Origin of the sequence: Flavobacterium sp. FlaQc-57 (genome assembly GCF_044007395.1) — a bacterium.
Lineage (GTDB): Bacteria > Bacteroidota > Bacteroidia > Flavobacteriales > Flavobacteriaceae > Flavobacterium.
Window position 1 is genome coordinate 566,585 of the sequence record NZ_JBIPDA010000001.1, and the last position, 14,189, is coordinate 580,773.

Sequence of the window (14,189 nt, forward strand, 5' to 3'; positions counted from 1 at the left end):
AGGTTCTAAGTTTTTTCAAGCTTTTACTATTGCTTCGTTGATCTTAGCCAGAAATTTTATTTGCGCAAATTTCTTAAATTAATATTTAAAAGTACTGTGCAATTCTATTTTTTTGCCACAGATTAAAAGGATTTTTACTGATTTTTTAATCTGTACATCCCTTTTAATCTGTGGCTATATTTTATAATGTAATCGTTGTATGCAGGACATCAGGATTTTGAAGCATTTTATGATGCCCAATTTTGATTTTCTGAACGCCTCTTGATAAACTATTGAAGCAATTATCCAGTTTTGGAATCATTCCGGAATGGATTACTTTTTCTTCTTTTAGTTTATTGTATAATGTTTCATTAATTTCTGTTATTACAGATAAATCGTCTTCTGAATCTTGCAAAACTCCTTGTTTTTCAAAACAATAAGTCAATGTAACATCAAAAACTTCAGCTAATGCAATTGATAATTCACTTGCGATGGTATCTGCATTTGTATTTAATAACTGACCGTTTTTATCGTGTGTGATAGCACAGAAAACCGGTATTATTCCAGCTTCCAACAAAGTAGCCAATAATTTAGTATTAACCTGCTTTACGTCACCTACAAAACCATAATCTATTGTTGGATGATTTCTTTTCGTTGATTGAATCAAATTCCCGTCAGCTCCCGAAAAACCAATTGCGTTATTGTCTTTTGCCTGCAATTGCGCCACAATATGTTTATTGATTTGCCCTGCGTAAATCATTACAACAACATCAAGCATTGGAGCATCAGTAATTCTTCTTCCGTCAATCATTTGAGGAACTAATCCAATACTCTGCGCCATCTTTGTAGCCGATTTTCCTCCGCCGTGAACCAAAACTTTATAACCTTCTATTTTAGAAAAGTCGTTTAAGAATTGTTCTAATTCAGTTGGGTTATCGATGATATTTCCACCAATTTTTATTACTGTAACTTTTTTCATGAGGTCCTAAGGTTCTGAGATTCTAAGATATTAAGTTTTTCTCCGCAAAAATTCTTAGCAACTAAGTAGCTTAGAATCTTAGCGACTTTAAAAATTATAACTTTTTAAGAATCTTTTGTAAAACTAATTGTGCCGAATATGTTCTGTTATTTGCCTGTTGAATTACGATTGAATTCTCGCTGTCTAAAACTTCATCGCTTACAATTACATTACGACGAACCGGAAGACAGTGCATGAATTTTCCGTTATTGGTTAAAGCCATTTTTTCGGCTGTAACGGTCCAGGTTGGATCAAGGTTTGTTACTTTTCCGTAATCGTTAAAATTACTCCAGTTTTTTACGTAAACGAAATCGGCATTTTCGAAAGCTTTATTTTGATCGTATTCGATTTTGCAATCTTTTGTGATTTCAGAACTCAACTCGTAACCTTCAGGATGTGTGATTACAAAATCCATATCTTTTTGCATTTGCATCATTTCTACAAATGAATTTGCTACTGCCTGAGGCAATGCTTTTGGATGTGGCGCCCACGAAAGTACCACTTTTGGCTTATGCTTTGTTTTGTATTCTTCCATCGTAATAGCATCCGCCAATGACTGCATTGGGTGACGTACAGCACTTTCCATATTTACTATTGGAACAGTTGCATGTTTCAAAAATCCTGAAATTACTGTTTCAGCATAATCTTTTTCCTTGTCAACTAAGCCTGCAAAAGCACGGATTGCAATAATATCACAATATTGAGAAACTACTTCTGCTGCTTCTTTTATGTGTTCTGAAGCTCCGGAATTCATAATGGCTCCGTCTTCAAATTCTAAAGTCCAGCCTTCGTTCGTGAAGTTCATCACCATAACGTTCATTCCTAAGTTTAAAGCTGCTTTTTGAGTACTCAAACGCGTTCTTAAACTCGGATTAAAGAATAACATCCCTAAGGTTTTGTTTTTTCCTAAGCTTTGATTTTTAAGTGGGTTCTTTTTGATTTTTAACGCACTTTTTACCCATTTTGATAATGAGTTGATATCTTGAATTGAAATATAGTTCATGTTTTTTTTATTAATTTAGATAATGTGATAATTAGAAAATTGGATAATTCTGCATTATCTAATTAACTAATTTTCTAATTGACTCATTAGATTATTTTAGTAAATGGTATTTCATCCTTTAAGGCCTTTAAAATAAAATTATCATTTAATCCATTAACGATCCAGGTTTCAATGTTGGCTGCTTTTGCGATTCCGGCCGCTTCAATTTTAGACTGCATTCCTCCTGTTCCGTGTGATGATTTCGATTCACCGATTTCTTTTTCTAATGATTTTAAATCATTTACTAATTTAATAGTTTCCGGAATCTCATCGTGAATAGAATCTTTGGTATAAATTCCGTTTGTATTTGTGGCAATTATCAAAATATCAACATTTAAAAGAACTGCCGTTAAAGCCGCTAATTTATCGTTATCTCCAAACCGGATTTCATCTGTGGCAACGGTATCATTTTCATTAATAATTGGAATATAATTGTTTTTAACTAATACATTAATTGTATTTACAATGTTCTTTTTGGTCTGTTCTTTTTCGAAATCAGAATAAGAAAGTAAACACTGCGAAGTATTTAATCCTAAATCCTTAAAATTTTCATTATAAATCCGCATTAAATGAGGTTGTCCAATAGAAGCCAAAGCCTGTTTCACAAAAACATCTTTGTCCTGATTATCCAGTTTCACAAATTGCTTTGCTGCCGCAATTGCTCCAGAACTCACTATGATAAACTCATATTCGTCGTTTAAAGCCGCAATCTGTATTCCGAGGTCTTCAATCTTTCCCCGCGAAATATGATTGGTTTCCTTGGTTAAAGTATTACTTCCTATTTTTAATAAAATCCGCTTTTTTCCCATTGTTGTTGTTTTAACCGCAATTTTTTTAAACCGCAAAGTCCGCAAGGTTTTTTATATTGTTTGTGTTTACAAACGCAATCCCGAAGCCTCGGGACGCAAAACTTTGTCTACAATTAAATTCTAATTAACAAATTATCTCAATTACCTAACCTGTCCTTCTCCGTAAACGTACCATTTATTGGTTACAAGATGTTGAAGTCCAATTGGTCCTCTTTGGTGCAATTTATCTGTGCTAATGGCTAATTCTCCGCCTAAACCAAATTGTCCTCCGTCTGTAAAACGAGTTGAAGCATTTTGATAAACAGCTGCTGTATCAACAGCATCCATAAATTCTTGTGCTGCTTTGTCATCTTTAGTAATAATTACTGCCGAATGTCCTCCACAATATTTATTGATTTTTTCGATTGCATTTTGTTCAGAATCAATTGTTCCAATTACAATTTTATAATCTAAAAACTCTTCATACCAAATATCTTCATTTTGAAGTGTTTCTGTATCTTCAAAATTTTCAAGTGATTTATCAACGATTACTTCTACATTAGATTCTTTTAAGGTTTCGATCAAAATAGCGGTAAAACCTTCAAAATTGGGCAATTTAGAATCAATTAAAACCTTATCAACTGCATTACAAGCTGAGATTTTAGATGTTTTAGCATTCAAAATTATTTTTAAAGCCAAATCTGTATCTGCTTTTTCATGAACGTAAACAAAATTATTTCCACGTCCGCTAACAATTACAGGACAAGTTGCGTGGGCTTTTACAAACTCAATTAACTTTTCTCCTCCTCTTGGAACAATTAAATCTACTTTTTGAGTTGGTTTTTCTAAAAAGGCTTGTGTTTCTGAACGATTATAATTCAAATATTCAACCCAATCTTTTGGAATTCCGTTTCCTGCTAAAGCCTGATGCCATAAATCAACAATTTTTAAATTGGACTTTAAAGCTTCTTTTCCTCCTTTTAATAAAATCTTATTTCCAGATTTAAAAGCTATTCCTCCTGCTTCTATTGTAACGTCTGGACGAGATTCATAAATGATTAAAATCGTACCAAAAGCTGCTGTTTTATTTATGACTTTTATTCCATTATCATGAACAAAATGAAAACGTTCTACTCCAACCGGATCTTCCTGAGAAGCTAGTTGATTCAAAGACAAAATCATCTCATCGACTTTTTTATCATCTACTTTTAGGCGTTCTTCCATCGCTAAATCTGAGCCGTCGTAAGCGAGTAAATCTTCTTGATTGGTCAAGATAATCTGACTCCGCTCCTGCTCGACTAGCTTTGCCATAGACCGCAAAACAAGATTGCGTTTTTCAATTGATAATGGATTCATAATTTATAGTTGGTTGGTTGTTTTTTGGTTGTTTCTTTTCTAATTGAAACTTTATTTTATACCTAACAGGTTTTGGAAACCTGTCAGGATATTTATTGAATATTTATAACTTCATCATATTCTAAATTTCGATGCCAAATATCATCTTCATTTTCTCCTGAATATTTTCCAACATTACAAAAAACAGCTTTTACAAACCAATTTTCATTATTATTGAAAATAAATTTATCGTCATGCTTCTCAATTTCGAGAGTATCAAACCAATCTGGAATAGAAATAAAATCGACTGCACTAAAAATTAAATCGATAGTAGTATCAGGATCATCGTAATTAAAATCGTAATCAACATCAAAATATTGTTTTTCACTTCTTAATATTAATGTTGAATGACTGACTGTGTACATCCAAATCCTAAATATTCTGTTTGATTTAAATTTTTTTGAAATATTCATTTTAGAATTTCTAATTTTGAAGTTCTTGTAAACTTTCTTTTAAAGCTACAATAAAGGTATCAATATCAGCTTTTTTTACTGTAAGCGGTGGCAAAATTCTTAATAGATTTTTGTTGTTTGCGCTTCCCGTAAAAATATGTTTTTCGATAATTAACTTTTTTCTTAAAGCTGCAACATCAAAATCAAATTCTACTCCAAGCATTAATCCTTTTCCTTTTACTTGTTTGATTCCTGGAACTTCTTTGATTTTCTCTAAGAAATATTCATAAACTTCATTTACATTTTTCTGTAAATCCAGTTTTTCGATTACGTCAAGAACGGCAATTCCTGCTGCACAAGATAAATGGCTTCCGCCGAAAGTAGTTCCTAATAATCCAAAGCTTGCTTCAAATTTTGGAGAAATTAAAATAGCTCCAACCGGAAATCCATTCCCCATTCCTTTTGCAACTGAAATAATATCAGCGTTGATTCCGTGATGTTGAAAAGCGAAGAATTTCCCGCTTCTTCCGTATCCTGATTGTACTTCGTCTAAAATTAAAACAACATCGTGTTTTTTACACGCTTTTTCTAAAGCCTGAAAAAATTCTGTTGTTCCTTCGTCCAAACCTCCAACTCCTTGAATTCCTTCGATAATTACTGCTGTAACATCTCCTTTTTCAAGTTCTGCTTCAACTAATTCGATTTGATTTAAAGGTAAAAAAGTAACTACTTGTTGTGCATTAATTGGCGCTACAATTTTCTTATTGTCTGTAACGGCAACGGCTGCAGAAGTTCTTCCGTGAAAAGAATTATCAAAAGCTACAACTCTCGATTTTCCGTTATGGAAAGACGCTAATTTTAAAGCATTTTCATTTGCTTCAGCTCCTGAACTGCATAAAAACAATTCGTAATCTTCTAATCCTGAAAGTTTTCCTAGTTTCTGAGCCAGTTCTACCTGTAAAGGATTCTGAATTGCATTCGAATAAAATCCTAAATGATCTAATTGATTCTTTAGTTTTTCTACGTAATCAGGTTGCGTATGGCCAATTGAGATTACACCATGTCCGCTATATAAGTCTAAATATTCCACTCCGTTATTGTCTGTAATTGTGCAATCCAGTGCTTTTACAGGAGTTATATCGTAAAGTGGGTATACGTTAAATAAATTCATTTGTTTTTTTGTTTATTTTGTTTCAGGTTTCATGTTTCAAGTTGCTCGCAGTAAGTGAAACTTGAAACTTTAACTTGAAACTGATTTGAGTTTCAGTATTTAGATTTCAAGTTACGCACAGAACGTGAAACTTGAAACCTGAAACCTGAAACAACTTTTTCCTAAAATCCGCTTGGTTTCAAATGTAAACCGGTGGTTTCTTCTAATCCGAACATTAAATTCATATTTTGAATCGCTTGTCCTGAAGCACCTTTGGTTAAGTTATCAATGATAGAAGTGATTAAAATCCGGTTTCCTTTTTTCAATAAACTAATGATACATTTGTTGGTTTGAACAACTTGTTTCATATTGATGTTCGTCGTTGTAACGGTTACAAACGGTTCGTTTTTATAAAACTCTTGATATTTAGCAACGGTTTGCTCCAGACTTTCATCTGAAAGTGTATATAATGTCGCGAAAATTCCTCTCGGAAAATCTCCTCTATTTGGAACAAAAAGCAATTCACTTTCAAAATCATCCTGCAACTGAACTAAACTTTCTGAGATTTCTCCTAAATGTTGGTGTTCAAAAGCTTTGTAATGCGACATATTATTGTTTCTCCAACTAAAATGTGAAGTTTCGGCAAGTCCAACTCCTGCTCCGGTACTTCCGGTTGTTGCATTAATATGAACATCGTTATTCAACAAATCATGCTTTGCCAAAGGCAATAATGCTAATTGAATCGCGGTTGCAAAACAACCTGGATTTGCGATATAATTTGCCTTTTTGATATCCGCTTTATTCAATTCCGGTAAACCGTAAACAAAATCTTTCCCTTCAAAATGAGCATCTTTATTCAATCTGAAATCATTTCCTAAATCGATGATTTTAGTATGACTTGCAAACTGATTTTCTTTCAAAAATGAAATTGATTTTCCGTGACCCAGACATAAAAAAACAACATTTACGTTAGGATTTACAACATCGGTAAAATTCATTTCGATATCCCCCATCAAATCATGGTGCGCTACAGAAAGTGGTTTACCAGCGTTTGTTGTACTGTAAACAAAATCGATGTTTACATTGGGATGATACATTAAGATTCTGATAAGTTCTCCAGCCGTATAGCCCGAACCACCAATTATTCCGACATTAATCATGATCTAGATGATTTACAGATGAAAATATATTTTGCGCATTTCCAAGAATTTTAATAAATCCTTTTGCATCGTCAGATGTCCATGCGTTGTTCATTTCTCCGTATTGACCAAAACCTGTATTCATTAAATCATTAGCTGATTCGATTCCGTCAAGCGAAAAATGATATGGTTTTAGAGAAACGGTTACAATACCATTTACTGTTTTTTGTGTGTCTTGCAAGAAAGTTTCAATGTTTCTCATTACTGGATCTAAAAACTGACCTTCGTGAAATAACATTCCGTACCAGTTTCCTAACTGTTCTTTCCAGTATTGTTGCCATTTACCAAGAGTATGTTTCTCTAATAAATGGTGTGCTTTTATGATAATTAATGGTGCAGCAGCCTCAAAACCAACTCTTCCTTTAATTCCGATAATAGTATCACCTACGTGAATATCTCTGCCAATTGCATAAGCATTTGCCAGCTTTTCAAGTGCTACAATATTATTAGATGGTTTATCTGTTTTACCGTTTATTCCAACTAATTCTCCTTGTTCAAAATGTAAAGTCACTTTTTCTTCACCATTTTTTTGCAATTGCGAAGGATAAGCTTCACTTGGTAATGGCTGACTTGAAGTTAAAGTTTCTTTTCCTCCAACACTAGTTCCCCAAAGTCCTTTATTGATAGAATATTGTGCTTTTTCCCAAGAATAATGAACTCCGTTTTGAGCTAAATAATCTACTTCTTCCTGTCTTGAAAGTTTTAAATCTCTAATAGGAGTAATAATTTCAATTTCCGGAGCAATGGTTTGAAAAATCAAATCAAAACGAATTTGATCATTTCCTGCACCTGTACTTCCGTGTGCGATCGCGCTTGCTCCTACTTTTTTAGCATATTTAATTGCTTCAATTGCCTGGAAAACACGCTCTGCACTTACTGATAACGGATAAGTATTGTTTTTTAATACGTTTCCGAAAATCAAATATTTTATGGCTTTATCATAATATTTATCTACGATTGTAAGGTTGGCGTGTTGTGCACTTCCTAATTCGTAAGCTCTTTTTTCGATTGCCGATAATTCTTCAGCATCAAATCCTCCTGTATCTACTAGTACGGTGTGAACTTCGTATCCTTTCTCATTTTTTAAATATTTCAAACAATACGAGGTATCTAATCCTCCACTATAAGCTAATACAACTTTTTTCATTTTTTATAATTTAGGCTAATACTTTCGTATGTAGCAAGTTTGAGATTTCTTTTTTAATTTAAATTCTTAAGATAAAAAGCCGAAAGACATTATTTTATTTAAGAATAAAGCTTGTTTTATTTTTTTTAATCTGCTTAAAACAGCTTCGTTAAAAGGATGTCTTGGCGGATCTTTTTGTTTTTCTTTCGGGTCATACAGCATTCCGGTGCAAAGACACATTTTGTTGTCTTTACTTTTTAGAATTTCGTAATTTGTACAGGTTTTACAACCCGACCAAAAGCTTGGATCAGTCGTAAGTTCAGAGAATGGTACTGGTTTATATCCTAAATCAGAATTGATTTTCATTACAGCCAAACCGGTTGTAATACCAAATATTTTTGCGTCTGGATATCTTTTTAGAGAGTAATCAAAAACTTTTGATTTGATCTTTTTAGCCAAACCTAAACTTCTATAATCCGGATGTACAATTAAACCAGAATGTGCCACGAATTTTCCGTGCTGCCAACTTTCGATATAACAAAAACCTGCAAATTTTCCATCTGCTAAAGCAATCATCGCATCACCGTTCGACATTTTTTTCTGAATGTATTCAGGAGTTCTTTTAGCAATCCCTGTACCTCTTAACAAGGCAGATGATTCTATAGTATCGCAAATTTCCTGTGCGAATTTGAAGTGTTCTTCCTGAGTAACAACAATAGAGATTTTCATTTCAATAGTTGAAGTTAGAGTTAAAAATTAAAACGTATTGTTTAGTTTGAAATCCAGAAATCAATACCGCAAAAATAGACATAATAGAAGTAACATTCTCAAAATCAAAAACTTGATTAAGAAAATTTAAAAAATAATATATACTTTTAGGATATGTTTGTCCAATGGACAAATTATGTGATTTCAAAATGAAAAATGAATATAAATAAATACGCGGCGAAAAACTCTGTGAATACTATAGAGATAGTATCCGTACTTCGGGAGAAGTTACAGGAGAGTTTGTCCGTGACAAAGAAGTTATATGTAAACTTATTTTATTCATTGGTGCAAAAGTACACTATTTTTTAATTCGCAAAGCAAAAAATTAAAATTCTAACATTTTTTTAATGAAATGTTGTTTTTAAAGACACAAAGGTTCTGAGGTTTTAGGTTTTTAGGTTTGAAACTTTTAAAGATTGAACATTTTCAAAAAACTGAAACTTGAAACTTGAAACCTGAAACAAAAAGAAAAACCCGATAGCTAAAAATAACTATCGGGTTCTAAATACATTACTGTTTTAGTTTTTATTTTCTTGTAAACGGAATTGTATCTCCATTTCCTAAAATAATCATATCAAAACCTGTTTTTGCTTCGTTAAATTTAAATTTTAATCCTGCACTTGTTGATTGAAATGTATCTTTTTCATTTGCTACGGGAGCAACAGAAAACTTAGGAAAGTTTGTGATTTCAACATACAACGTACTGTTTTTCTCTGTAAAATCAATTTTCAAGGGTGCTTTGGTTGTAGAAAAAGTCCCTAAATAGCCATCTAACACTACGTCTTTTTCTACCTTACCGTTTCCCGCTGTCCACACATTATTCGTTGCATTATTATCTGGAAAAACATGATCAGGATCAAGTGTAATACTTTCAATTTCTTCAGTAGAATTATGCTTGAAAGACCATACATTATTTCTTTGCCAAATCTCTACAGGAAGTTTAACTCTTTCAACTTTTCCGCTTTTAGTTTTAACATCCAAAATGATTGGCATTGGCATTTTATCAAAATTTTCAACTGTAATTACGACTCCTTTTGAAGGATCATTTTTCACATATTTAATTGAATTTATACCTTGATCGAATCTCCAATTGTTTACGTACCAACTTCTCCAAAACCAGCTTAAATCTTCGCCAGCTACATTTTCCATAGACCTGAAAAAGTCGTCTGGCTGAGGGTGTTTATATGCCCAACGCTCAATATAAGTGCGGAAAGCAGCATCAAAACGCTCTTTTCCTAAAATTTGCTCTCTTAAAATAATCAAACCTGAACTTGGTTTAAAATAACACAACATACCAATATTAGCTTCCTTCATATTATCAGGAGAACTCATTATAGTTTCTAAATCAGGTCGAGTAAATGACTCAGCACCTTTATGTAGATCTGTAGGCTCTTCTTTATATTCACCATTATTAAATTCTGCTGTACTCAATGAATTAATAAAAGTATTAAAACCTTCGTCCATCCATGCAAATAATCTTTCGTTTGAACCAACAATCATTGGAAACCAAATGTGTCCAAATTCGTGGTCTGTAACTCCCCATAAATCTTGTCCTTTTGATTCCCAACTACAGAAAACAATTCCCGGATATTCCATTCCTCCTTCATTTCCTGCTACGTTTGTAGCTGCTGGATAAGGATATTCAAACCATCTTTTAGAATAATTTTCGATAGCAGCTTTTACGTATTCTGTAGAGCGTCCGTAAGCACCTTCACCAGCACTTTCAACTGGGTAAGCAGATAATGCCAATGATTTTTTACCACTTGGTAAATTAATCTTTGCTCCATCTAAAACAAAAGCTGCAGATGATGCCCAAGAAAAATCACGAGCATTTTTTATTTGATAATGCCATGTTTTTTCACCGGTAGCATTTGTTTTTGCTGCTGCAGCAACCTCTTCTGCAGAACGAATCATAATTGTTTTATCGCTTTGAGAAGCTTCTTTATATCGCTTAAATTGTTCCGCAGGTAATACTTCAGCTCCATTTAACAATTCTCCAGATCCTACAACATAATGATTAGCCGGAACAGTAAGTTTTACATCAAAATTACCATATTCTAAATAAAACTCAGAAGCTCCTAAATAAGGCGCGGTATTCCAACCTCTCACATCATCATACACACACATACGCGGGTACCACTGTGCAATAGTGAAAATTTTACCGTTTTTAGTTTCTAAAACTCCCATTCTGTCTGACCCTTCAAAAGGAGCCAAAAAAGAGAACTCAATTTTGATTTTTACAGCTCCTCCTTTTGACGCTAATGCTTCAGGAAGAAATATTTGCATTCTAGTGTCAGTAATTACATATTTCGCTTCAATTTCAGTTTTTTTCTTTCCAACAGAAATTACCTTAACTGATTTTATTTTATTTCCTCCATCAAAAACCTGACCTTGAGCACCGTTACGACTTCCTGTTAAAGGTACAACCGCATTTCCTCTTGAATCTTCTTTGAATAAATTCTGATCTAAATTCAACCAAACAAATGATAATTTATCAGGACTATTATTAGTATAGGTAATTTCGTCTGTCCCAACAATTTCATTTGTTGTAGCGTTTAGTTTTGCAGTTATCTGATAATCTGCTCTGTTTTGCCAGTATTCAACACCTGGCTGACCGCTCGCAGAACGCGTCGATGTTCCGTTTTTTGTGTAAAAATTTGGTGCAAAAGCATCATGATAATTATAATTATTAACTGGATTTACCGCTGTTGTTGCAGGCGTTTGTTGTGCCCAAACAGAAGAAATTCCAACAAATAAAGCCATGGTTAATAAGGCTCTTGAAGATTGTATTTTCATATTTTTTAGCTGTTTATGTAGCAAATTAATGAAAAAAAAAGCTATTTACAGAGAAAAGCGGAATGATAAATTAAAAATTAGCAAAATTTTATTAAAAAAATATTTTAAGCCATTTTCTTAAAAAAATAAAATTTATAAAATATATTTACATCAATATAAAACTAATTCATTTCAACAATACTATTTTGAACACAACCATCTCAAATTCAACACTAAAAGCAACTATAAAGCATTCTGGAGCCGAATTATCTTCTTTAAAAGATAATTTAAACAAAGAATACATTTGGGAAGGCGACTCTAATTTCTGGGGGAAACACTCTCCTATTCTTTTCCCGATTGTTGGAACTTTAAAAAACAACACTTATACAATTAACAAAAAAGAATATCACTTACCAAGACATGGTTTTGCACGTGATATGGAATTTCAATTAATTGATAAAACTGAAAATAGCGCTACTTTTTCATTGCAATCTAATGAAGAAACCTTAAAAAAATATCCTTTTGAATTTGAATTGCAGCTTATTTATACTTTAAAGGAATCAGCTTTAGATATCGAATACAAAGTAATTAACAAAAGCGAAGGCAAAATGCCATTTTCAATAGGAGCTCATCCGGCAATAGCTTTACCTGAAAGTTTTGAAAATTATGCTTTTGAATTTGAAAAAGAGGAAACTCTAAAATATTATCTTTTAGAAAATGATCTGATTTCTAACAAAACTAAAGTTTTAGAAACCAATAATAATTTGATTCCATTAAATTATAAATTGTTCGAAAATGACGCTTTAATTTTTAAAACATTAGAATCGAATTCACTAACCATTCTCGAAAACTCAAAACCTTATATTAAAGTTGATTTTGAAGATTTTCCTAGTCTTGGACTTTGGACTAAAGATCAAGCTCCATTTATTTGTGTAGAACCTTGGTTGGGCTACTCCGACACAGCCGAAAACTCAGGCGATTTATTTGAAAAAGAAGGGATTTTGGTTTTAAATACAGACCAAGTTTTTAACTCGAAGTTTAGTATCAAAATATTATAATTAAAAAAATGCTAGAATTTAACTTTACTCCATTTCCTGTAATAGAAACAGAACGTTTGCTTTTAAGACGAATAACAAACGATGACGTAAATGAAGTTTTCGAATTACGTTCGAATCCGGAAACAATGAAATATATTCCGAGACCATTGGCAAAAACCACCGAAGATGCGCTGGAACATATTGTTATGATTGAGGATAAAATAGTTACAAATATTGGAATCAATTGGGGAATTTCATTAAAAGACAATCCAAGATTACTTGGTATTATAGGCTTTTACAGAATGCAGCCTCAAAATTACCGTGCCGAAATTGGCTATATATTATTACCTGAATTTCATGGAAAAGGAATCGTTCCGGAGGCTGTAAACAAGTTGATTACCTACGGATTTAATGATTTAAAACTCCATTCAATTGAAGCGGTAATTGATCCTGAAAATTTTGCATCAGAAAAAGTACTACAAAAATGTGGTTTTGTTAAAGAGGCACATTTTAAAGAATCTGAATTTTACGACGGACGGTTCCTTGACAATGTAGTTTACTCATTATTAAACAAGTAAGCAAAACAAGCATTAAACTTAAGAAAAACTTCTTGTTAAAATAAAGTTATCAAACAATAGTAATTAGTGGTTTACGTTATATTTGCAAGCGAATTAAGTACTACAACTTTATTCTAATACCACGAAACCCCTATTCATGAAAAAGATTTTTATAATTACAGTTCTTTTCTTTTCGTTTCAATCTCAGAGCCAGACATTTATTAAATTTAATGCCGCAACAGCATTACTTGCCGTACCTAACGTAGGTATAGAAACAAGCATTGGAGAGAAAATGACCTTTAGTGTTGATGTAATGGCTTCTTTTTGGCAGTCTTTTGATGGTCACAGCCCTATGGAATTTTATACTTTAACCCCTGAAGTTCGCTACCATTTTAAAGAAAAATACAATGGATTTTATGTTGGAGGTCATGCAGGCCCAGATGTATACAAAATACAAAAATGGAATTATTGGGATACAAACAAATACGAACATGGTTTTGGTTACCGCTTAGGCGTTACCGTTGGATACAACATTAAATTAAGTGATAAATTCTTATTAGATGTTTTTGCCGGAGGAGGTTGGCATCAAGGCTTTTATCATGGTTATTACAATGATGGAACACCTGGAAGATACGAAAAAGCTCCAAATTGGAACAAAAGTGGCGAATGGCTTCCATACCGTGGTGGCGTAATGATTTCTTATAAATTATAATTATTTCGCAAATTTAGGCAGCGATTTTACATATAAATCTTCAACTTTTTTTCGTGCCCAATCGGTTTTTCTTAAAAAAGTTAAACTAGATTTTATACTTGGATTTGAAGTAAAACATTTTATCGGGATCAATACTGCCAAAGTATCAAAACCATAATGATCCACTAATAATTCAAGTATTTTTTGAAGTGTAATTCCATGTAAAGGATCTTTCGATTGATTTTGCATTTTATTTTTTTTTTACAATAATA

General features: G+C 32.6%; 14 protein-coding genes. 3 read left to right on the forward strand and 11 right to left on the reverse strand.

Annotation, left to right across the window (positions count from 1 at the left end; translation table 11 throughout):
* Nucleotides 1-181 precede the first annotated feature (181 nt).
* From argB to ACHRVZ_RS02395, 10 genes are all read right to left on the reverse strand, one after another.
* Nucleotides 182-958, reverse strand: a complete 777-nt coding sequence (argB, locus tag ACHRVZ_RS02350) for an acetylglutamate kinase (protein ID WP_395420568.1) — start codon at nt 956-958, stop codon at nt 182-184.
* Nucleotides 959-1,052: 94 nt separating this feature from the next.
* The gene (locus ACHRVZ_RS02355; RefSeq protein ID WP_395420569.1) at nt 1,053-2,000 is read right to left on the reverse strand and encodes an N-acetylornithine carbamoyltransferase; all 948 of its coding nucleotides are present in this window, start codon (nt 1,998-2,000) and stop codon (nt 1,053-1,055) included.
* Between the two features lie 86 nt (nt 2,001-2,086).
* Entirely contained in the window at nt 2,087-2,848 is a 762-nt protein-coding gene (gene proB, locus ACHRVZ_RS02360) for a glutamate 5-kinase (protein WP_395420571.1), read from the reverse strand.
* A gap of 141 nt (nt 2,849-2,989) precedes the next feature.
* The gene (locus ACHRVZ_RS02365) at nt 2,990-4,183 is read right to left on the reverse strand and encodes a glutamate-5-semialdehyde dehydrogenase (protein WP_395420573.1); all 1,194 of its coding nucleotides are present in this window, start codon (nt 4,181-4,183) and stop codon (nt 2,990-2,992) included.
* Between the two features lie 92 nt (nt 4,184-4,275).
* Entirely contained in the window at nt 4,276-4,635 is a 360-nt protein-coding gene (locus ACHRVZ_RS02370; RefSeq protein ID WP_395420575.1) for a hypothetical protein, read from the reverse strand.
* 10 nt (nt 4,636-4,645) lie between these two features.
* On the reverse strand, nt 4,646-5,785 hold the full coding sequence (locus tag ACHRVZ_RS02375; protein WP_395420576.1) for an aspartate aminotransferase family protein: 1,140 nt from the start codon (nt 5,783-5,785) through the stop codon (nt 4,646-4,648).
* A 161-nt stretch (nt 5,786-5,946) separates the two neighbouring features.
* Nucleotides 5,947-6,924 (reverse strand): N-acetyl-gamma-glutamyl-phosphate reductase, encoded by a 978-nt coding sequence (gene argC / locus ACHRVZ_RS02380; RefSeq protein WP_395420578.1) that lies wholly within the window; start codon nt 6,922-6,924, stop codon nt 5,947-5,949.
* Nucleotides 6,917-8,110 (reverse strand): argininosuccinate synthase, encoded by a 1,194-nt coding sequence (locus ACHRVZ_RS02385; protein ID WP_395420580.1) that lies wholly within the window; start codon nt 8,108-8,110, stop codon nt 6,917-6,919. The genes argC and ACHRVZ_RS02385 overlap by 8 nt, the downstream gene beginning before the upstream one ends.
* Before the next feature lie 66 nt (nt 8,111-8,176).
* Nucleotides 8,177-8,818 carry a GNAT family N-acetyltransferase gene (locus ACHRVZ_RS02390; protein WP_395420582.1) on the reverse strand — a complete coding sequence of 214 codons (642 nt, stop codon included), beginning with the start codon at nt 8,816-8,818 and terminating at the stop codon, nt 8,177-8,179.
* A 564-nt stretch (nt 8,819-9,382) separates the two neighbouring features.
* Complete coding sequence (locus ACHRVZ_RS02395; protein WP_395420583.1) at nt 9,383-11,653, reverse strand: M1 family metallopeptidase; 2,271 nt, start codon at nt 11,651-11,653, stop codon at nt 9,383-9,385.
* A gap of 185 nt (nt 11,654-11,838) precedes the next feature.
* Between ACHRVZ_RS02395 and ACHRVZ_RS02400 the strand changes: the two genes are divergently transcribed.
* The 3 genes from ACHRVZ_RS02400 to ACHRVZ_RS02410 all read left to right on the forward strand — a co-directional run bounded on the left by ACHRVZ_RS02400 (nt 11,839) and on the right by ACHRVZ_RS02410 (nt 13,938).
* Nucleotides 11,839-12,690: an aldose 1-epimerase family protein gene (locus ACHRVZ_RS02400; protein WP_395420584.1), complete on the forward strand. Its 852-nt coding sequence runs from the start codon at nt 11,839-11,841 to the stop codon at nt 12,688-12,690.
* Nucleotides 12,691-12,698: 8 nt separating this feature from the next.
* The gene (locus tag ACHRVZ_RS02405) at nt 12,699-13,247 is read left to right on the forward strand and encodes a GNAT family N-acetyltransferase (RefSeq protein WP_395420586.1); all 549 of its coding nucleotides are present in this window, start codon (nt 12,699-12,701) and stop codon (nt 13,245-13,247) included.
* Nucleotides 13,248-13,383: 136 nt separating this feature from the next.
* Nucleotides 13,384-13,938 carry a DUF3575 domain-containing protein gene (locus ACHRVZ_RS02410; protein WP_395420588.1) on the forward strand — a complete coding sequence of 185 codons (555 nt, stop codon included), beginning with the start codon at nt 13,384-13,386 and terminating at the stop codon, nt 13,936-13,938.
* On the opposite strand, the gene ACHRVZ_RS02415 is transcribed toward ACHRVZ_RS02410, so the two are convergent.
* Nucleotides 13,939-14,166, reverse strand: coding sequence for a VF530 family DNA-binding protein (locus ACHRVZ_RS02415; RefSeq protein ID WP_395420589.1), 228 nt, complete (start codon nt 14,164-14,166; stop codon nt 13,939-13,941).
* Nucleotides 14,167-14,189 lie beyond the last annotated feature (23 nt).

Bases quoted from the DNA above. Each gene is read 5' to 3' on its own strand.
- argB (WP_395420568.1), bottom strand. From the start codon at position 958: ATGAAAAAAGTTACAGTAATAAAAATTGGTGGAAATATCATCGATAAC.
- ACHRVZ_RS02355 (WP_395420569.1), bottom strand. From the start codon at position 2,000: ATGAACTATATTTCAATTCAAGATATCAACTCATTATCAAAATGGGTA.
- proB (WP_395420571.1), bottom strand. From the start codon at position 2,848: ATGGGAAAAAAGCGGATTTTATTAAAAATAGGAAGTAATACTTTAACC.
- ACHRVZ_RS02365 (WP_395420573.1), bottom strand. From the start codon at position 4,183: ATGAATCCATTATCAATTGAAAAACGCAATCTTGTTTTGCGGTCTATG.
- ACHRVZ_RS02370 (WP_395420575.1), bottom strand. From the start codon at position 4,635: ATGAATATTTCAAAAAAATTTAAATCAAACAGAATATTTAGGATTTGG.
- ACHRVZ_RS02375 (WP_395420576.1), bottom strand. From the start codon at position 5,785: ATGAATTTATTTAACGTATACCCACTTTACGATATAACTCCTGTAAAA.
- argC (WP_395420578.1), bottom strand. From the start codon at position 6,924: ATGATTAATGTCGGAATAATTGGTGGTTCGGGCTATACGGCTGGAGAA.
- ACHRVZ_RS02385 (WP_395420580.1), bottom strand. From the start codon at position 8,110: ATGAAAAAAGTTGTATTAGCTTATAGTGGAGGATTAGATACCTCGTAT.
- ACHRVZ_RS02390 (WP_395420582.1), bottom strand. From the start codon at position 8,818: ATGAAAATCTCTATTGTTGTTACTCAGGAAGAACACTTCAAATTCGCA.
- ACHRVZ_RS02395 (WP_395420583.1), bottom strand. From the start codon at position 11,653: ATGAAAATACAATCTTCAAGAGCCTTATTAACCATGGCTTTATTTGTT.
- ACHRVZ_RS02405 (WP_395420586.1), top strand. From the start codon at position 12,699: ATGCTAGAATTTAACTTTACTCCATTTCCTGTAATAGAAACAGAACGT.
- ACHRVZ_RS02410 (WP_395420588.1), top strand. From the start codon at position 13,384: ATGAAAAAGATTTTTATAATTACAGTTCTTTTCTTTTCGTTTCAATCT.
- ACHRVZ_RS02415 (WP_395420589.1), bottom strand. From the start codon at position 14,166: ATGCAAAATCAATCGAAAGATCCTTTACATGGAATTACACTTCAAAAA.